This is a genomic window from Streptomyces sp. NPDC048277, assembly GCF_040652235.1.
Taxonomy (GTDB): domain Bacteria; phylum Actinomycetota; class Actinomycetes; order Streptomycetales; family Streptomycetaceae; genus Streptomyces.
Map to the genome: position 1 here is coordinate 845,585 of NZ_JBEZLQ010000001.1, position 18,658 is coordinate 864,242.

The window sequence follows — 18,658 nt, forward strand, 5'->3', positions numbered from 1 at the left end:
GGTGCAGATGCGGGGGCGCACAGTCTGCCCGATGCGCCGCCGGAGGGCGAGGCGGCGGCGTGACGCGCACCGCGCCGGTTGTCGGTGGGGTGCGGCAGGATGGGGCGAATGAGCGAGCAGAGCCTTCCCGAGGACACCCGAGAGGGGTACACGGACGAGCTGCCCGAGTACGCCGAGCGGGTTCTGGAGGTCGCCGAGCGGATTCCGTCCGGGCGCGTGATGACGTACGGCGATGTCGCGGAGTGGCTGGAGGAGGGAGGGCCGCGCCAGGTCGGGCGTGTGATGTCCCTCTACGGCGGTGCCGTCCCGTGGTGGCGTGTGGTGCGCTCCGACGGGGTGCTGCTCCCGGGGCACGAGCTGAGGGCCCTGGACCACTACCGCGCCGAGGGCACTCCGCTGAAGGAGGCGAGCAGGGCCGCGGAGGGCCATCTGCCGCGGCTCGACATGAAGCGGGCGCGGTGGGACGGCGGTGCGGACGAGGAGGCTCACACCTGACAGCTTCCGCCATCGGAGGCTCTCGGGGGGAATGCGTGACCCTTGCGGGGGACACGGGGGACGTCCGTGGCATGACGTACGTTCGTGAGATGCGGGGCGCGTGTGCCGTGAGTGCCGCCCGAGACGGATGGGAAGAAGCGGAAGCTCTGCTTCCGTCCGGTTCGTCGGCGTAGCGTCGGCTGCGCGTGTCCCGCTCACCCCGCGGCCACCGCTGCGCACGCGCGACCGCGAACCGACCAGCACACCCACCAGGACCGGCGAACCACGTGAGCTCCTCTTCCTTCACCAGGCGCCTGTCGCACCTCCCGGTGCGACAGGGGAACCGTGGCGCTTACCGACTGGTCCGAACCCCGTCGGCCGACGTGGATCCCCCTCGACTGGACGCCGCACAGCGCGCCGTGGTTGACCACGGGTCCGGCCCGCTGCTCGTCCTCGCGGGTCCCGGCACCGGGAAGACCACCACTCTGGTCGAGTCCGTGGCCGCGCGGATCGCCCGTGGCGACGACCCCGAGCGGATCCTGGTGCTGACGTTCAGCCGCAAGGCCGCCGTCGAACTGCGCGACCGCATGGCCCTGCGCGTCGGCGCGGCCCGCGCGCCCCGGGCGACCACCTTCCACTCCTACTGCTACGCCCTGGTCCGCGCCCACCAGGACAGCGGTCTGTTCGTGGACCCGCTGCGGCTGCTGTCCGGCCCCGAGCAGGACGTGGCCGTCCGCGAGCTGCTGGCCGGCCAGCCCGACCTGGAGCGGCTCGGCCTGAACCATGTGCGCTGGCCGGACGAGCTGCGCGCCTGCCTGACCACCCGGGGCTTCGCCGACGAGGTCCGCGCGGTCCTCGCCCGCAGCCGCGAACTGGGCCTGGACCCGGCCGCCCTGGACGCCTTCGCCCACCGCATCGGCCGCCCCGACTGGCGGGCCGCGGCAGCCTTCCTCGCCGAGTACCTCGACGTCCTCGACCTCCAGGGCGTTCTCGACTACGCCGAACTCGTCCACCGCGCGGTACTGCTCGCCCACCGCCCCGAGGTCGCCCTGGACCTCGCAGGCCGCTACGACGCCGTGTACGTCGACGAGTACCAGGACACCGACCCGGCCCAGGTGCGCCTGCTGCACGCCCTGGCGGGCGGCGGCCGCACCCTGGTCGCGTTCGGCGACCCGGACCAGTCGATCTACACGTTCCGGGGCGCGGACGTGAACGGCATCCTCGACTTCCCGTCGGCCTTCGCGCGCGTGGACGGCCGTCCCGCCCCGGTCGAGGTGCTGCGCACCGCCCGCCGCTCCGGCGCGGGCCTGCTGGCCGCCACCCGCCTGCTGACCCGGCGGATGCCGCTCAACAGGCTGCCCGCCGACAAGGCACGCGCCCACCGCGAGCCGACGGCCGCGCGCGACGGCGGCCGCGTCGAGGTCTACACGTACCCGACGCCCGGCACCGAGCTGGACAACATCGCCGACATCCTGCGCCGGGCGCACCTGGAGGACGGCGTCCGCTGGAGCGACATGGCCGTCCTGGTGCGTGCCGGATCCGGCACCATCCCGACGGTCCGCCGCACCCTCACCGCGGCCGGCGTGCCCCTGGACATCGACGGCGACGACGTTGCGCTGCGCCACGAACCCGCGGTGGCGCCCCTGCTGACCGCGCTCCGGGCGGTGGCGGAGGCGGCGCACGACACGGAAGAGGGCGCCTGCCGGATCGGCACCGAGACCGCGCTCACCCTGCTCACCTCCCCCCTCGCGGGCATGGACGCGGCCGACCTGCGCCGCCTCGGCCGTGCCCTGCGCGACGAGGAGCGCGCGGCCGGCAACGCGCTCCCGCCCCCCTCGGACGAGCTGCTCGCGCGGGCGCTCGCGGAGCCCGAGCGCCTGGCCGTCCACGACCCCCGGTACGCGCGCGGGGCACAGCGGCTCGGCGCGCTGCTCAGGAAGGCCCGGGAGCGCCTGGCGGACGGCGGCACGACCGAGGAGGCGCTGTGGGACCTGTGGAACGGCACACCCTGGCCCTCGCGCCTGGAGCGCACCGCCCGGCGCGGCGGCGCGGCCGGGCGCAACGCCGACCGTGACCTGGACGCCGTGTGCGCCCTGTTCGCCACCGCCGCCCGCGCGGAGGAGCGCAGCGGCGGCCGGGGCGCCCTGAACTTCCTCGCGGAGATCGAGGCCGAGGACATCGCCGCCGACACCCTCGCCGGCCGCGCGGTACGCCCCGACGCCGTACGCCTGATGACCGCGCACCGCGCCAAGGGCCTGGAGTGGCGCCTGGTCGTCGTCGCCGGCGTCCAGGAGGGGCTGTGGCCGGACCTGCGCCGCCGCGGCTCGCTGCTTGAGGCGGACCGCATCGGCCGCGACGGACTCGCCGAACCGCTCACCCCGGGCGCGCTCCTCGCCGAGGAGCGCCGCCTGTTCTACGTCGCCGCCACACGCGCGCGTGAGCGCCTCGTCGTCACCGCGGTGAAGGCCCCCGCGGACGACGGCGACCAGCCCTCCCGGTTCCTCACCGAACTGGGCGTCGAACCCCAGGACGTCACCGGACGGCCGCGCCGCCCGCTCGCCGTGGCCGCCCTGGTCGCCGAACTGCGCGCGACCACGGTCGACCCGCGCGCGTCCGACGCCCTGCGCCAGGCCGCCGCCCGGCGCCTGGCCCGGCTGGCCGCGCTCGCCGACGAGGACGGCCGCCCCCTGGTGCCGTCCGCCCACCCCTATCGCTGGTGGGGCATGTTCGAGCCGACCGAGAGCAAGGTGCCGCTGCGCGACCGCGACCAGCCCGTCGTGCTCTCGGGCAGCGCTCTCGACCAGCTCGCCAACACCTGCAGCCTGCAGTGGTTCCTGGGCCGCGAGGTGAAGGCCGACGCCCCCGCCACCACCGCCCAGGGCTTCGGCAACGTCGTGCACGTCCTCGCCGACGAGGTCGCCTCCGGACGCACCCCCGCCGACCTGGCCGTCCTCATGGAGCGCCTGGAGTCGGTGTGGAACGCGCTCGCCTTCGACGCCCCCTGGAAGTCGGCGCAGGAGAAGGACAACGCGCGCGTGGCGCTCGAACGCTTCCTGAAGTGGCACGTCCTGGACCGCACCGCACGCACCCCCGTGGCCAGCGAGCAGGACTTCGACGTCACCCTCGGAGCGGGCGACTACGAGGTGCGCATCCGGGGCCAGATGGACCGCGTCGAGACGGACGGCGAGGGCCGCGCGTACGTCGTCGACTTCAAGACCGGCAAGCAGGCGCCGAGCGCGGCCGAGGTGGCCCGCCACCCCCAGCTCGCCGTCTACCAGCTCGCGGTCCGCGAGGGCGCCGTCGACGAGGCCTTCGACGGCGTACGACCCGAGCCCGGGGGCGCCGAACTGGTCCACCTCAGACAGGGCGCCGCCCAGCGCGACGGCGGCGAGACCCTGCCCAAGGTGCAGGCCCAGGAGCCGCTGGAGGGGGAGTGGGTCGGCGAGCTCCTGGCCACCGCCGCCGGCAAGGTCCTCGACGAACGGTTCACCCCGACCACCGGCCAGCACTGCACGCACTGTGCCTTCCGCGCGTCGTGCAGCGCGCGGCCCGAGGGACGGCACGTGGTCGAGTGAGCGCCGTGTCCCGGTTGTCAGTGCCCGCCGCTAGCCTCTTTCCTTATGCCCGCCCGCATCACCGACCCCGAGCAGCTCAAGGAGCTCCTCGGCATCCCGTTCACCCCGGAGCAGACGGCCTGCATCACCGCGCCGCCCGCCCCGCAGGTGATCGTGGCCGGAGCCGGGTCGGGCAAGACGACGGTGATGGCGGCCCGCGTGGTCTGGCTCGTCGGCACCGGACAGGTCGCCCCCGAACAGGTCCTCGGCCTGACCTTCACCAACAAGGCGGCCGGTGAGCTCGCCGAGCGCGTCCGCACGGCGCTCGTCAGGGCGGGCGTCACCGACCCCGACGTCATCGACCCCGACAATCCGCCGGGCGAGCCGGTCATCTCGACGTACCACGCCTTCGCGGGCCGGCTGCTGACCGACCACGGCCTGCGCATCGGCCTGGAGCCGACCTCCCGGCTGCTCGCCGACGCCACCCGTTTCCAGCTCGCCGCGCGCGTGCTGCGCGAGGCCCCCGGCCCCTACCCGGCCCTCACCCGCTCCTTCGCCGACCTCGTCAGCGACCTGCTCACCCTCGACTCCGAACTCGCCGAACACCTCGTCCGCCCCGAGGACCTGCGCACCTGGGACGCCGGACTGCTGAACACCCTGGCGGGCGTCAGGCTCGGCAACGCCGATCTGCGCAAGGTGCCCGAGACGGCCGCCGCCCGCCGCGAACTGGCCGAACTCGTCGTCCGTTACCGGGCCGCCAAGCGCGAGCGGGACCTGCTCGACTTCGGCGACCAGATCGCGCTGTCCGCGTCACTGGCCGGCATCCCCGAGGTGGGCCGGCTGCTGCGCGAGGAGTTCCGCGTCGTGCTCCTCGACGAGTACCAGGACACCTCGGTCGCCCAACGTGTGCTCCTGGCGGGCCTGTTCGGCGGTGGCACCGGCCACCCCGTGACCGCGGTCGGCGACCCCTGCCAGGCCATCTACGGCTGGCGCGGCGCCTCCGTCGCCAACCTGGACGACTTCCCCGAGCACTTCGCGCACGCCGACGGCAGCCTCGCCACCCGGCAGGCGCTCAGTGAGAACCGACGCAGCGGCGGCCGCCTCCTCGACCTCGCCAACGGCCTCGCCGAACCGCTGCGCGCCATGCACGCGGGCGTGGAGGCCCTCCGACCAGCCCCGGGCGCCGAGCGGGACGGCACGGTCCGCTGCGCCCTGCTGGGCACCCACGCCGAGGAGATGGACTGGATCGCCGACTCGGTCGCCCACCTCGTCCGCACCGGCACCGCACCCGGCGAGATCGCCGTCCTGTGCCGCACGGCGACCGACTTCGCACAGATCCAGGGCGCGCTCGTCGCCCGGGACGTCCCCGTCGAGGTGGTCGGACTCTCCGGACTGCTGCATCTGCCCGAGGTGGCCGACCTCGTCGCCGTCTGCGAGGTGCTCCAGGACCCCGGAGCCAACGCCTCGCTGGTCCGGCTGCTGACCGGCCCGCGCTGGCGCATCGGCCCCCGCGACCTCGCCCTCCTCGGCCGCCGCGCCCGGCTGCTCGTGGCGCACGCGCGCGTGGGCGACGCCGACGACCCGGACCGCCGGCTCGCCGAGGCCGTCGAGGGGGTCGACCCCGCCGAGGTGATATCGCTCGCGGACGCCCTGGACACGTTCCTGGAGCTGCCGCTCGGCACCGAGCAGTTCGGGCAGGAGGACGACGGGCTGCCGTTCTCGCCCGACGCGCGCGTGCGCTTCGCCCGCCTGGCCACCGAGCTGCGCGAGCTCCGCCGCGCCCTGTCCGACCCGCTCATGGACGTCCTGCACCGCGTCCTCGCGGTCACCGGCCTGGAGGTGGAACTGTCCGCGTCCCCGCACGCGCTGGCCGCCCGCCGCCGCGAGACGCTGTCCAACTTCCTGGACGTCGCCGCCTCCTTCGCGGCCGGCGACCAGGAGGCCACCCTGCTCGCCTTCCTCGGCTTCCTGCGCACCGCCGCCCAGTACGAGAAGGGCCTCGACAACGCCCTGCCCGGCGGCGAGAACACCGTCAAGGTGCTCACCGCGCACAAGTCCAAGGGCCTGGAGTGGGACGTCGTCGCCGTCCCCGGACTGGTCAAGGGCACCTTCCCGAGCAGCCAGGGCCGCGAGAAGTGGACCGCCCAGGCCAAGGTGCTCCCGCACGCCCTGCGCGGCGACAGCGACACCCTGCCCGACGTCGAGGCCTGGGACTCGAAGGGCATGAAGGCCTTCCACGAGGCCATGAAGGACCACCAGCACACCGAGGAACTCCGCCTCGGCTACGTCACCTTCACCCGCCCCCGCTCCCTTCTCCTCGGCTCCGGCCACTGGTGGGGGCCCAACCAGAAGAAGCCGCGCGGCCCTTCCGACTTCCTCCAGGAGCTGTACGACCACTGCACCGCCGGACACGGCGAGATCGAGGCCTGGGCCGACGCACCGGAGGAGGACGAGGAGAACCCGGCGCTGCACACGGCGACCGCCGACCAGGTGTGGCCGCTGCCCCTGGACGAGGGTGCCCTGGCCCGTCGCCGCGCGGCCGCCGAGACCGTCCTCGCCCACCTGGACGCCCTCACGGCCGAGACGGACGGCCGTCCGCCGGCCGGCCACGACCCGAGCGGCCACGAGGACCCGGAGTGGCCCCCGCCGCCCGAGGACGAGGAAACCGACCCCTACGACGAGGCACCGGACCCGTACGAGGACGACACCCCGGACGTCTACGAGGACGACGTCCCGGATGAGGACTCCGCAGGCTGGGACTCCTGGAGCACCGACCGCCCCACGGTCCCGCACCAGGCCGCACCCGCCGAGCGCACGCTCCCGCGCACGCCGGAGCACGAACGAGCCCCGGAAGCCGGGCCCGCGCGCGCCCAGGAACCCGGTCCCGTACCCGCCCCGGAGCCCGAGCGCACCCCCCACACCCCCCTCACCCCCGAGGAAGCCCGCGCCATCGCCTCCTGGGACCGCGACCTCGACGCCCTCACCGGCGAACTCCTGCGCGCCCGGCAGGCCGTCACCGACGTCCCCCTGCCCGCCACGCTCTCCGCCACCCAGCTGATGCGGCTGGCCGAGGACCCGGACGGGCTCGCGCAGGAGCTTGCGCGCCCCATGCCGCGCCCTCCGCAACCGGCCGCCCGCCGGGGCACCCGGTTCCACGCCTGGGTGGAGGCGCGCTTCGAGGAGCTCACGCTGCCCATGCTGGAGCCCGACGAGCTCCCCGGCAGCGACGCCGAGATCGCCGACGAACGGGACCTCGAAGCCCTCAAGGAGGCCTTCGAACGCACCGAGTACGCCCACCGCACGCCCTACCGCGTCGAGGCCCCCTTCCAGCTCGCCCTCGCGGGCCGGGTCGTCAGGGGCCGTATCGACGCCGTCTACAAGACCGGGCACGGCGACGGGACGACGTACGAGATCGTCGACTGGAAGACCAGCCGCACCCGCCTCGCCGACCCGCTCCAGCTGGCGATCTACCGGATCGGCTGGGCCGAGCAGCAGGGCGTGCCGCCCGAGTCGGTCACGGTCGCGTTCGTGCATGTCCGCACCGGCGAGATCGAACGACCGGACGGGCTGCCGGACCGGGCAGCCCTGGAAAGGCTGATCGTCGGACAATCAGATCGGACAATTGGGCAAGCCGAGTGTGACGAACCGCCCGCCGAGGATGTCCGCGCGGGCCGATAGGCTCGTGACCATGAGCCAGACCCCGGACAGCGCCGTCCGTACGTACATCGAGCAGCACCGCGTCGCCTTCCTCGACGACCTCGCCGAATGGCTGCGCATCCCCTCCGTGTCGGCCCAGCCCGACCACGCCCCCGATGTACGCCGCAGCGCCGACTGGCTCGCCGCCAAGCTGCGGGAGACCGGCTTCCCGACCGCCGAGGTCTGGGAGACACCGGGCGCCCCGGCCGTCTTCGCCGAGTGGCCCGCGGACGACCCCGAGGCGCCCACGGTCCTGGTCTACGGCCATCACGACGTGCAGCCCGCCGCCCGCGAGGACGGCTGGGACAGCGAGCCCTTCGAGCCCGTCGTCCGGGAGAACCGCCTCTACGCGCGCGGGGCCGCCGACGACAAGGGCCAGGTGTTCTTCCACACACTCGGCGTCCGCGCCCACCTCGCCGCCACCGGCCGCACCACCCCCGCGGTCAACCTGAAGCTGCTGATCGAGGGCGAGGAGGAGTCCGGCTCCCCGCACTTCCGCGCCCTGGTCGAGGAGCACGCGGACCGGCTCGCCGCCGACGCCGTGATCGTCTCCGACACCGGCATGTGGTCCGAGGACACCCCCACGGTGTGCACCGGCATGCGCGGGCTCGCCGAGTGCCAGATCGTCCTGCACGGACCCGACCAGGACATCCACTCCGGCGCCTTCGGCGGCGCCGTCCCCAACCCGGCCACCGTCGCCGCCCGCCTGGTCGCCGCCCTGCACGACGAGCACGCGCGCGTGGCGGTCCCCGGCTTCTACGACGGCATCGTCGAACTCGGCGACCGCGAGCGTGAGCTGTGGGCCGAGCTGCCCTTCGACGAGGAGAGCTGGCTGCGCGAAGCGCACTCGTACGCCACCGAGGGCGAGGCCGGGCACACCACCCTGGAGCGCATCTGGGCGCGCCCCACCGCCGAGGTCAACGGCATCGGCGGCGGCTACCAGGGCCCCGGCAGCAAGACGATCATCCCGTCGTCGGCGCTGCTGAAGCTGTCGTTCCGGCTGGTCGCCGGGCAGGACCCCGACCACATCGAGAAGATCGTCCGCGCCTGGGCCGCCGAGCGGATCCCCGCCGGGATCCGCGCCGAGATCACCTTCCTGCCGGCCACCCGCCCGTGCCTGACCCCGCTCGACCACCCCGGCCTCCAGTCGCTGGCCCGCGCCATGGGCCGGGCCTTCGAGAGCCCCGTCCGGTTCACCCGTTCGGGTGGCTCTGGGCCCGCCGCGGACCTCCAGGACGTCCTCGGCGCACCTGTCCTCTTCCTGGGCATCTCCGTCCCCTCCGACGGCTGGCACGCCCCGAACGAGAAGGTCGAGCTGGACCTCCTCCTCAAGGGCGTGGAGACCAGTGCCTACCTGTGGGGCGACCTGGCCGAGAACTGGCGCCACGCACCCTGAGCCACCGGCGCCGTCCGGAGCGGCATCGCGCGCGGGGCACACTGGAAGGGCCGCCCCGCCCGTCCCGCCCCCGCCCGACCCGGTCTCCTCCCGCCCTTCGTCCCGCTGAACCGCCCGCTGAAACAACCGTTGCACTGGGGGAGTTGGAAGCACCCGTGACCACCTGGACCGACCACACAGCTGACCGACCCATCTCGCTCACCGCCCCGAGCGGCATCGACCGCGCTGCCCACCACCGGCTCGACGAGGCCTGGCTGGCGGCGGCGTGGAGCCATCCCGACACCCGCTGCTTCGTGGTCTCCGGCGGCCAGGTCCTCATCGACGAGACAGCCGACGGCCGCACCGAACTCGTGATGACGCCCTCCTTCGAGGCCCCTCTCACCGAGGCCCACCGTTACTTCCTGGGCACCGACGAGGACGGCGTCAGCTACTTCGCGCTCCAGAAGGACGCCCTGCCCGGCCGCATCGACCAGTCCGCGCGGCCCGCGGGCCTGCGCGAGGCCGGGCTGCTGCTGTCACCCCGCGACGTCGGCCTGATGGTGCACGCGGTCGGCCTGGAGAACTGGCAGCGCACCCACCGCTTCTGCTCCCGCTGCGGCGAGCGCACCGTCATCGCCGCCGCCGGCCACATCCGCCGCTGCCCCGCCTGCGGCGCCGAGCACTACCCGCGCACCGACCCCGCCGTGATCATGGCCGTCACCGACGAGGACGACCGCATCCTGCTCGGCCGCCAGGTCCACTGGCCCGAGGGCCGCTTCTCCACGCTCGCCGGCTTCGTCGAGCCCGGCGAGTCCATCGAGCAGGCGGTGCGCCGAGAGGTCTTCGAGGAGGCCGGGATCACCGTCGGCCCGGTCGAGTACGTCGCCAGCCAGCCCTGGCCGTTCCCGTCCAGCCTCATGCTCGGCTTCATGGCCCGCGCGACCACGACCGAGGTCGACGTCGACGGTGACGAGATCCACGAGGCCCGCTGGTTCTCCCGCGACGAACTCGGCGCCGCCTTCGACTCCGGCGACGTCCTGCCGCCGTACGGCATCTCCATCGCGGCCCGCCTGATCGAGATGTGGTACGGCAAGCCACTGCCGACGAGGAGCTTCGTCTGAGGCCTTCGCGATGACAGCAGAGACGTACTGGAACCACAACGTCCACTACCACCCCCTGGTGCTGGACGCCGTACCGGACGGCTGCCGCGCCGCGCTCGACGTCGGCTGCGGTGACGGTCTGCTGGCCACCAGGCTCGCGGCCAGGGCGGAGTCGGTGACCGGCGTGGACCGCTCGGCGGAGATGATCCGGCTGGCCGGCAAGCGGGACGCCGGGAACGTCACCTTCCTGGAGGCCGACTATCTCGACGCCGCTCACCTCGACGAGGGGAGCTACGACTTCGTCAGCGCGGTCGCCGTCATCCACCACGCCCCCTTCGACGACGCGATCGACCGGCTGGTGCGGCTGCTCGCGCCAGGCGGCCGGCTGGTCGTCGTCGGCATGGCACACGACCACAGCCTGCTGGACCGGGTGATCAGCTGCTGCGGAGTCCCCGCGAACCTGGTGGCCGCGCTTCGGCACGGCGGCGAGCAGGGCCCGGCCGAGATGCCCGTCGAGGAACCGATCATGACCTGGGGAGAGGCCCGGCGGGCCACCGCGCACCTGCTCCCCGGGCGCCGGTTCCGGCGCCGACTGCTCTGGCGCTACACGATGGTGTGGGACAAACCACGCTGAACACAGGAAGGCGGTCCCCGACCGGGTCGGGGACCGCCTTGCTCGGAAGAACTACGCGCCGACCTTCTGCTTCACCTGGGCCAGCGAGGGGTTCGTCAGCGTCGAGCCGTCGGCGAAGAGCACCGTGGGGACCGTCTGGTTTCCGCCATTCGCCTTCTCCACGAACGCGGCCGACTCGGGGTCCTGCTCGATGTTGATCTCGGTGTACGCGATGCCCTCGCGGTCCATCTGGCTCTTCAGCCGGCGGCAGTAGCCGCACCACGTGGTGCTGTACATCGTCACAGTGCCCTGCATCTCGCTCGCGCTCCTTCGGCAGGTCGGGGAAGTTCGTCCAGGGAAGGAACGTACGCGGCCCGTCCGCCATTCCCGCGGCCCCTGCCCCGAGTGACGCCTGCCGCATTAGTACGACTGCGAGGGGCTGCCTGTGGACAACCGGCACAGCCGTCTCCGGCGACCTGGCAGCATGGCTGTGTGACAGCAGCAACGCACTCCTCCCTCTTCCCGCCGGTACCGGACTCTGCCGACGCGGTGCTCGAAGGGCTCGACCCCGAGCAGCGCGAGGTGGCGACCGCCCTGCACGGTCCGGTGTGCGTGCTGGCCGGAGCCGGTACCGGCAAGACGCGGGCGATCACCCACCGGATCGCCTACGGGGTGCGGGCCGGCATCCTCCAGCCGTCCAGCGTGCTCGCCGTCACCTTCACCAACCGCGCCGCCGGAGAGATGCGCGGCCGGCTGCGCCAGCTCGGCGCGCAGGGGGTGCAGGCCCGCACCTTCCACTCCGCCGCGCTGCGCCAGCTCCAGTTCTTCTGGCCGAAAGCGATCGGTGGCTCCCTGCCCCGGCTCGTCGACCGCAAGATCCAGCTCGTCGCCGACGCGGCCGCCGCCTGCCGCATCCGCCTCGACCGGGGCGAGCTGCGGGACGTCACCGCCGAGATCGAGTGGTCCAAGGTCACCCAGACCGTCCCCGCCGACTATCCGCTCGCGGTCGTGAAGGCCGGCCGCGAGGCCCCGCGCGATCCGGCCGAGATCGCCCAGATCTACTCGGTCTACGAGGACCTCAAGCGCGACCGCGCGGTCATCGACTTCGAGGACGTCCTGCTGCTGACCGTCGCCGTCCTGCAGGACCGGCACGACATCGCCGACCAGGTCCGCGCCCAGTACCAGCACTTCGTCGTCGACGAGTACCAGGACGTCAGCCCCCTCCAGCAGCGCCTGCTGGACCTGTGGCTCGGCGACCGCGACAGCCTGTGCGTCGTCGGCGACGCCAGCCAGACCATCTACTCGTTCACAGGAGCAACCCCCGACCATCTGCTCGACTTCCGTATCCGCCACCCCGGGGCCACCGTCGTCAAGCTGGTCCGTGACTACCGCTCCACCCCCCAGGTCGTCCACCTCGCCAACGGCCTGCTGGCCCAGGCCAGCGGCCGCGCCGCGGACCACCGCCTGGAGCTGATCTCCCAGCGCCCCGCGGGACCCGAGCCCGTCTACACCGAGTACGCGGACGAGCCCGCCGAGGCCGAGGGCGCCGCCCGCCGTATCCGTGAGCTCATCGACGCCGGGGTCCCGGCCGCCGAGATCGCCGTCCTGTTCCGCACCAACTCCCAGTCCGAGGCCTATGAACAGGCGCTCGCGGATATCGGGGTGCCCTACCAACTGCGTGGTGCCGAGCGGTTCTTCGACCGGCCCGAGGTGCGCAAGGCGGGCGTCGCCCTGCGCGCCGCGGCCCGATTCGGCGGCAACGACGCGTTGCTCGACGACACCGTGGACCTGCCCTCCCAGGTGCGCGCGGTCCTGTCCGGGGAAGGCTGGACCACCCAGCCCCCGGCGGGCTCCGGCGCGGTCAGGGAGCGCTGGGAGTCACTGGCCGCCCTGGTCAACCTCGCGCAGGACGTGGCCGCCGCCCGGCCCGCCGCCACCCTCGCCGACTTCGTCGCGGAACTCGACGAACGGGCGAACGCCCAGCACGCCCCGACCGTCCAGGGCGTCACCCTCGCCTCCCTGCACTCGGCGAAAGGCCTGGAGTGGGACGCCGTCTTCCTGGTCGGCGTCGCCGAGGGAATGATGCCGATCACCTATGCGAAGACCGACGAGCAGATCGAGGAGGAACGCCGTCTCCTCTATGTCGGCGTGACCCGCGCCAGGGAACGGCTCCATGTCTCCTGGTCCCTCTCCCGCACCCCCGGCGGCAGACCCAACCGCAGGCCCAGCCGCTTCCTGGACGGTCTGCGCCCCGGCTCCACCGGCACCGTCGGCCGTGCCGCCGGCGCCGGCGGCGGAGGCGTCGAACGCGGCTTCACCGGCGGCCCCGTGGTCGTACCCCGGCGCACCCAGCGTGCCCCCGCCCGCTGCCGGGTCTGCGGACGCACCCTCACCGACGCCGGCGAGATGAAACTGATGCGCTGTGACGGCTGCCCCTCCGACATGGACGAGGGACTCTACGAGCGGCTGCGGGAGTGGCGCGCCGACCAGGCACGGCTCAGCGGCCAGCCGGCCTTCTGCGTCTTCACCGACAGGACGCTGATGGCCATCGCCGAGAGCGCCCCGGACGACGATCGCGAACTGGCCCGCATCCCCGGTGTCGGCATGCGCAAGCTCAACCGTTACGGCGCCGATGTTCTGGCCATCTGCGCAGGCCAGGAACCCGGGGGAGACCCGGAGGGCGACTGATGCGAACTCGTCGAAAAAATAGTTTGCGCATGCCCCAGCAATCCCCATAGGTTCTAGGCACGGAAGCGGCGGCCTTCTCGAAGGTCCGGTTCCGTGATGTACTTGCATATCCGAAGGACTGGCTCAACCCCAGTCCCTTAGACGCCGAGAGGAGGCGAGTCCAGTGATCAGCATCGAGACCAACATCAGCGCGGCCAAAATGACCGATCTCTCGGCCGTCTCCGTGTGCATGCTCGGCGTCTCCAACCTGGGCACCGGTCTGTCCGGCATTCCTGCCGCGCGTCCGGCGTCTCTGGTGTCCTCCGTTTCTCTCGCGGGCCTTCCCGTCCGTGAGCGCAATGAGCGACCGACCAAGGCACTGGAAGCAGTAGCGGCACAGGCACAGGCCTATGCCTTTACGGCAGCCGGTGCCGGAAGCCGGAAGCAGACGACGCAGCACCACCTGATGTGGGCCTTCCGTGGGCCAGAACCCTGGAGTGATCCAGCCTGATCGATCAGGCCGGCGCCTTCAGGGCCGCGGAACCCCATCCGGGATCCGCGGCCCTTCTGTTTTCCCTGAACAGGGAGAGCGGAGCGAAGGGGCCTCGGGGCAAGAGCAGAACCCGGTACCAGCCGCCAACCGGTCCAACCCGACCGGCACGACCAGACGAGGAAGACCAACCGTGCAACTCGAAGCGCACGCCCCGTCCGTACCGCCTTCCGAAACGATCCCCCCGCCCGGCCTCACGGAGGACTCCACCTTGATCCCGCTCACCGCGCTCACCGCGCTCGACGACGCCATCGAGAACCTCGGCGTACCCGTCCCCTGCCGCTCCTACGACCCGGAGGTCTTCTTCGCCGAGTCGCCGGCCGACGTCGAGTACGCCAAGTCCCTCTGCCGCACCTGCCCGCTGATCGAGGCCTGCCTCGCCGGGGCCAAGGAGCGCCGTGAGCCCTGGGGTGTCTGGGGTGGCGAGCTGTTCGTCCAGGGTGTTGTCGTCGCCCGCAAGCGGCCGCGTGGCCGTCCGCGCAAGAACCCGGTCATGGCATGAACATCCAAGGAACGATCGATCGCCCCGTCACGCACGACCCCAAGAAGCAGGCCCCGATGAAGCCGTCCACCAGCGAGCCCGCAGGCTCCGCGACTCCAGACTTCACCACCGCCGGTACGACCACCGGCTCGCGTCAGAACAGGACCCGAGAGATGCAACTCATCCCAGAAGCTCTGGCTCGTGCGCATATGCACGAGCGACTGCACGAGGCCGAGCGGGAACGCCGGGCCGTGCGCCTGGCGACCGCTCGCCGGATGCAGCGCCGGGCCGAGCGTGCCTCGCTGCGCGCCCGCCGTGCGCTCGCCATGGCCGTCATGCAGTGATCCCGAACACCTGAAGCGGTGGCCTCCCGACCGAGGGAGGCGAAAGCTTCCCGCGGGGGCCGGTCCGGCCGAACGGACCGGCCCCCGCGGTGCGTTGTGCCCACTGATCCGCACGCGGCGGAGTTATCGTCACCGGGTGACGAGTCCTTCCGGAGGCAGTGATCACGGTGGCTCCGCCACGGAGCGGCCCCACCCTCTCGTGTGCGCCCGCTGCGGCACCCCGGCCGACGGCCCCCAGCCCACCACCTGGACCTGCTCCGTGGAGAACGGCGTCCGCCAGTTCTTCTGCGACGCCTGCTCCAGGGAGAACCTCAGAGCGATCGAGGGCCGGCTCGACTCGTCCTGGTGGTGAACGACGACACCGCCCCCTACTGCGCCTCCACGGCGGCCTCAGCCTCTTCGGCTTCCTCGATTCCCGCGATTCCCGCGAACTCCTCGGCCTCTTCGGGCACGAACCCCGGCAGCCAGGCCTCCAGTTCCTCCCGCAGCCGTACCGTCGCGCCCAGCTGGCACAGCACACCGATGGTGCTCAGGGTCACCCGGTGTATCAGGAGATAGGCAGGCGGCAGGTTGAGCTGCTTGCCCAGCTGGTGGGCGGGGTTGCGAGGGTCGGCGATACGGGCCGCCTGGCTGCGCATCCAGTTGCGGGTGAAGGTGAACTCGTCGACCTGGGCAGGTTCGATGATCGGCAGCAGATAGTCCAGGACGGCGTCGGGGTCCAGCTCTATGGACTCCTTGACGAACCCCTCGGCGCACAGCAGCTCGTAGACCGCCTCGGCATCACCGTCCAGCGTCATCCGGAGGGAGTCGCCGATCGGAGCGGGCAGGCCGCCGGCGAGGCGGTCGACCGTGCCGAAGTCCAGCACGCCCAGGCGCCACTCCTCCTCGTCCTCCGGCTCGCCGGGCAGCAGACGGAAGTTGCCCGGGTGCGGGTCGGCATGGAGCAGACCGGTGCGGGCCGGGCCCGAGAACAGGAAGCGGGCCAGGAGCTGACCGGCCCGGTCGCGCTGCTCCTGCGTGCCCTCCGAGATGATCTCGGAGAGCGGTATCCCGTCGATCCACTCCGTGACCAGGACCTGGTCGCACTGGTGCACCACCGCCGGGACCACCACATCGGGGTCGGCGGTGAACTCCTCCGCGTGCGCCGCCTGGGCCTGCGCCTCCAGCGCGTAGTCCAGCTCCTCGGAGACCCGGTCGCGCAGCTCGGCGATCAGAGGCTTGATGTCCATGCCGGGGATCAGCGGGCCCAACAGACGGGCGAACCGGCTCAGTTGCCCCAGGTCGGACAGCAGGGCCTCGCCGGCGCCCGGGTACTGCACCTTGACCGCGACCTCGCGGCCGTCGTGCCACACCGCCCGGTGCACCTGGCCGATCGAGGCCGCCGCCGAGGGCTTGTCCTCGAACTCGATGAACAGCTCCCGCCAGTCCTCCCCGAGCCGCTCGGCGAGCACGGAGTGCACAGTGCGGGTCGGCATCGGAGGCGCGGCGTCCTGGAGTTTGGTCAGGGCGGCCCGGTAGGGGCCGGCGATCTCCTCGGGCAGGGCGGACTCGAAGACGGACATGGCCTGCCCGAACTTCATGGCCCCGCCTTTCAACTCCCCCAGAACCTTGAAGAGTTGCTCCGCCGTGCGCTGTTGCAGCTCCCGGCCGACGATCTCCGCGGACTCACCCACGATGCGCTTGCCCAGACCCCAGGTCGCCCGGCCTGCGAAGCCGAGCGGGAGCGCGGCGAGCTTGGCGGTCCGGGTGACCGCCTTCCGGGGAAGATCAGACATGCGCCCTCCAAGTCCCAGTCGGCCGCGCCGCGTCCGCGTGCTCTCGTCGCTCCGCCGACGGCCGTTGCACCACCATTGTCGCGTGTGGATCCCCGTCGGTTGAGGAGTGTTCCCCCTTAGCTTTCTCCGCCGCTCCGCACGAGCATGCGGGATGCGGCCAGACCGGGCGCGCACGCCAGTGCAGAGTCGGCACGGACGCCTCCCAGCGCACTCCGGCAACGGACGGCGACTCGCCGTCGAGGAAGGCCAGGGCGTGCGCCGCGGCCAGTCCGGCCACGGCCGTCGCCAGCGTCAGATCGCAGGCGCCCACCCGGCGGGCCTGCCCGGAACGCCATTGGGCGACCAGACGCGGCCAGCCCGGATCCCGGTCCGTACGGTGCTCGTGCAGACAGCGGGCGCACCCCGTCCCGCCGGGGAGGACCAACGGGCCGACGACGCCCGTGCCTTCCACCACGCCTGTGTAGAGATGCGGGGTGCCCGAGTCCATGAGCGGCTCGGCGGCGCGCGCGTCCGGGGCATGCACCAGGACGTCGTCGCGCGGGGCGATGATCACCAGGGCGAGACCGGTCTCTTCCTCGGCCCGGTCCGGGCGGCGCGGCGGACGGTCCGGGGCCGCTCGGCGCACGACCCTGCGCGCGGCCTCGTCCCGGCGCTCGCCGACCGCCTCCGCGGGCAGCCCGCCCGGCGCCACGTCCCACGGCTGGACCCGGCCCACGTCCCGGACGTCGACCCCGCCGACACCCGCACCCGACAGCAGCGCGGCCAGTGTGACACCGACCCGGCCCGCGCCCCGCACCTGGACCCGCAGCGTGCGCCGGGCCGCCAGCCGGCCGATCGCACCGCCCGGTTCCGCACTGATCAGGGAGAGCGCCTCCAGGTCGGGGCGCAGCCGCTCCAGTACCTCCTTCTTCTCGCGCAGCGCCTGCGCCGCCGGTCCGCCGCCGCGCGCGTCGTCGACGAGCCCGGCCCGGGCCAGCCGCTCCACCAGCGTGTCGACATGTCCGTCCGGCAGGTCCATCCGGCGCCCTTCCTCGCGCAGCAGCGCGAGTCCCCGGGCGCCGTTGAGCAGGTCCAGGAAGCTTCCGGTGGCCGTGTCCATCGGTCCGAGTGTCATCGCGTGCGCCGGAGTCATCCCGAACTGCACGGTGTTGAGATCGCGCCAGCCGCGCCGGAGCGCGGGCTTCACCAACGGATGCATGACAGGCCCCCGTAGCTGTCGAAAGGTCATGGAATGGTCCGGTCTGCCGGTGGAACCGGTCGTGCTCCGCCGACGAGTGCCAGCATGCCGGGCCCGCCGGACGGGTGCCGAAAGTTGTCCACAGGCGGTGGGCATTCGTCGTACAAATCAAACGCATGGTGGGGGATCGGCATCGAACCGTCCCGGACCCGGGACTTCCCGCATGTGCAGCGGGTAACGTCGGGGCGTGCCCGCCGACCCACTGCACCGCGCCGGAAAGCCACAGCGCAGCACGACGAGCCAGCCGCCCGGCGGCTCGGGGGCGAGCGCGATCGAGGTTCGCCGAAGCACCCGGCGCCGCCGGACCGTTTCCGCGTACCGCGAGGGCGATCGCACCGTCGTGTTGATCCCCGCCCGGATGTCCGAGGCGGAGGAGAAACGCTGGGTGACCGTCATGCTCAACAAACTCGCTGCCCAGGAGAGCAAGCGAGTGCTCGGCGACGCCGAACTCGCCGAGCGCGCCCAGCGGCTGTCGGCCCAGTACTTCGGCGGCCGGGCCCGCCCCGCCTCGGTGCGCTGGGTCACCAACCAGAACACCCGCTGGGGCTCGTGCACCCCGGCCGAGGGCAGCATCCGGCTCTCGCACCGGCTCCAGGGCATGCCCGAGTACGTCGTCGACTACGTGCTCTGCCATGAACTCGCGCATCTGCTGGTGCCGGGGCACGGCCCCCGGTTCTGGCGGCTGCTGGAGGCGTATCCGCGGACCGAGCGGGCCCGGGGCTACCTCGAAGGGGTGGTCGCCGCCGACCGACTGCCCCAGGTGCCCGGCGCGCGCGACGACTGACGCACCCC

Annotated in this window: 15 protein-coding genes; 12 read left to right on the forward strand and 3 right to left on the reverse strand. The window is 72.8% G+C overall.

Annotated elements, in window-relative coordinates; genetic code table 11:
• Window positions 1-108: 108 nt before the first annotated feature.
• The 6 genes from AB0D85_RS03980 to AB0D85_RS04005 all read left to right on the forward strand — a co-directional run bounded on the left by AB0D85_RS03980 (window position 109) and on the right by AB0D85_RS04005 (window position 10,833).
• Entirely contained in the window at window positions 109-495 is a 387-nt protein-coding gene (locus AB0D85_RS03980) for an MGMT family protein (RefSeq protein ID WP_362313071.1), read from the forward strand.
• Between the two features lie 266 nt (window positions 496-761).
• Entirely contained in the window at window positions 762-4,049 is a 3,288-nt protein-coding gene (locus tag AB0D85_RS03985) for an ATP-dependent DNA helicase (protein WP_362313072.1), read from the forward strand.
• Between the two features lie 45 nt (window positions 4,050-4,094).
• Window positions 4,095-7,706 carry a UvrD-helicase domain-containing protein gene (locus tag AB0D85_RS03990; protein WP_362313074.1) on the forward strand — a complete coding sequence of 1,204 codons (3,612 nt, stop codon included), beginning with the start codon at window positions 4,095-4,097 and terminating at the stop codon, window positions 7,704-7,706.
• A gap of 10 nt (window positions 7,707-7,716) precedes the next feature.
• Window positions 7,717-9,120: a dipeptidase gene (locus tag AB0D85_RS03995; protein WP_362313076.1), complete on the forward strand. Its 1,404-nt coding sequence runs from the start codon at window positions 7,717-7,719 to the stop codon at window positions 9,118-9,120.
• A 155-nt stretch (window positions 9,121-9,275) separates the two neighbouring features.
• A complete protein-coding gene (gene nudC / locus AB0D85_RS04000; protein WP_362313078.1) occupies window positions 9,276-10,220 on the forward strand; it encodes an NAD(+) diphosphatase in 945 nt (314 codons plus the stop codon).
• Window positions 10,221-10,230: 10 nt separating this feature from the next.
• The gene (locus AB0D85_RS04005; protein WP_362313080.1) at window positions 10,231-10,833 is read left to right on the forward strand and encodes a methyltransferase domain-containing protein; all 603 of its coding nucleotides are present in this window, start codon (window positions 10,231-10,233) and stop codon (window positions 10,831-10,833) included.
• A 51-nt stretch (window positions 10,834-10,884) separates the two neighbouring features.
• Here AB0D85_RS04005 and AB0D85_RS04010 read toward each other — a convergent pair whose 3' ends face one another.
• On the reverse strand, window positions 10,885-11,127 hold the full coding sequence (locus tag AB0D85_RS04010; RefSeq protein WP_362313082.1) for a mycoredoxin: 243 nt from the start codon (window positions 11,125-11,127) through the stop codon (window positions 10,885-10,887).
• Window positions 11,128-11,304: 177 nt separating this feature from the next.
• Between AB0D85_RS04010 and AB0D85_RS04015 the strand changes: the two genes are divergently transcribed.
• From AB0D85_RS04015 to AB0D85_RS04035, 5 genes are all read left to right on the forward strand, one after another.
• Window positions 11,305-13,500 carry an ATP-dependent DNA helicase UvrD2 gene (locus AB0D85_RS04015; protein WP_362313084.1) on the forward strand — a complete coding sequence of 732 codons (2,196 nt, stop codon included), beginning with the start codon at window positions 11,305-11,307 and terminating at the stop codon, window positions 13,498-13,500.
• A gap of 163 nt (window positions 13,501-13,663) precedes the next feature.
• The gene (locus AB0D85_RS04020) at window positions 13,664-13,990 is read left to right on the forward strand and encodes a hypothetical protein (RefSeq protein ID WP_362313086.1); all 327 of its coding nucleotides are present in this window, start codon (window positions 13,664-13,666) and stop codon (window positions 13,988-13,990) included.
• 172 nt (window positions 13,991-14,162) lie between these two features.
• On the forward strand, window positions 14,163-14,531 hold the full coding sequence (locus AB0D85_RS04025; RefSeq protein WP_351489655.1) for a WhiB family transcriptional regulator: 369 nt from the start codon (window positions 14,163-14,165) through the stop codon (window positions 14,529-14,531).
• Window positions 14,528-14,854: a hypothetical protein gene (locus tag AB0D85_RS04030; protein ID WP_362313088.1), complete on the forward strand. Its 327-nt coding sequence runs from the start codon at window positions 14,528-14,530 to the stop codon at window positions 14,852-14,854. The genes AB0D85_RS04025 and AB0D85_RS04030 overlap by 4 nt, the downstream gene beginning before the upstream one ends.
• Before the next feature lie 136 nt (window positions 14,855-14,990).
• On the forward strand, window positions 14,991-15,206 hold the full coding sequence (locus tag AB0D85_RS04035; RefSeq protein ID WP_362313090.1) for a hypothetical protein: 216 nt from the start codon (window positions 14,991-14,993) through the stop codon (window positions 15,204-15,206).
• A 16-nt stretch (window positions 15,207-15,222) separates the two neighbouring features.
• Here AB0D85_RS04035 and AB0D85_RS04040 read toward each other — a convergent pair whose 3' ends face one another.
• Together AB0D85_RS04040 and AB0D85_RS04045 are read right to left on the reverse strand one after the other, a co-directional pair.
• The gene (locus AB0D85_RS04040; RefSeq protein WP_362313092.1) at window positions 15,223-16,629 is read right to left on the reverse strand and encodes an AarF/ABC1/UbiB kinase family protein; all 1,407 of its coding nucleotides are present in this window, start codon (window positions 16,627-16,629) and stop codon (window positions 15,223-15,225) included.
• Window positions 16,622-17,827, reverse strand: coding sequence for a TOMM precursor leader peptide-binding protein (locus AB0D85_RS04045; RefSeq protein ID WP_362313093.1), 1,206 nt, complete (start codon window positions 17,825-17,827; stop codon window positions 16,622-16,624). Before AB0D85_RS04045 ends, AB0D85_RS04040 begins: the two co-directional genes overlap by 8 nt.
• A 226-nt stretch (window positions 17,828-18,053) precedes the next feature.
• Here AB0D85_RS04045 and AB0D85_RS04050 point away from each other — a divergent pair, with 226 nt between their 5' ends.
• Complete coding sequence (locus AB0D85_RS04050; RefSeq protein WP_362313095.1) at window positions 18,054-18,650, forward strand: M48 family metallopeptidase; 597 nt, start codon at window positions 18,054-18,056, stop codon at window positions 18,648-18,650.
• Window positions 18,651-18,658: the final 8 nt, after the last annotated feature.

What these genes read in the sequence shown, in the direction of transcription:
- AB0D85_RS03980 (WP_362313071.1), top strand. Translation starts at nt 109, where the DNA reads ATGAGCGAGCAGAGCCTTCCCGAGGACACCCGAGAGGGGTACACGGAC.
- AB0D85_RS03990 (WP_362313074.1), top strand. Translation starts at nt 4,095, where the DNA reads ATGCCCGCCCGCATCACCGACCCCGAGCAGCTCAAGGAGCTCCTCGGC.
- AB0D85_RS03995 (WP_362313076.1), top strand. Translation starts at nt 7,717, where the DNA reads ATGAGCCAGACCCCGGACAGCGCCGTCCGTACGTACATCGAGCAGCAC.
- AB0D85_RS04005 (WP_362313080.1), top strand. Translation starts at nt 10,231, where the DNA reads ATGACAGCAGAGACGTACTGGAACCACAACGTCCACTACCACCCCCTG.
- AB0D85_RS04010 (WP_362313082.1), bottom strand. Translation starts at nt 11,127, where the DNA reads ATGCAGGGCACTGTGACGATGTACAGCACCACGTGGTGCGGCTACTGC.
- AB0D85_RS04030 (WP_362313088.1), top strand. Translation starts at nt 14,528, where the DNA reads ATGAACATCCAAGGAACGATCGATCGCCCCGTCACGCACGACCCCAAG.
- AB0D85_RS04040 (WP_362313092.1), bottom strand. Translation starts at nt 16,629, where the DNA reads ATGTCTGATCTTCCCCGGAAGGCGGTCACCCGGACCGCCAAGCTCGCC.
- AB0D85_RS04045 (WP_362313093.1), bottom strand. Translation starts at nt 17,827, where the DNA reads ATGCATCCGTTGGTGAAGCCCGCGCTCCGGCGCGGCTGGCGCGATCTC.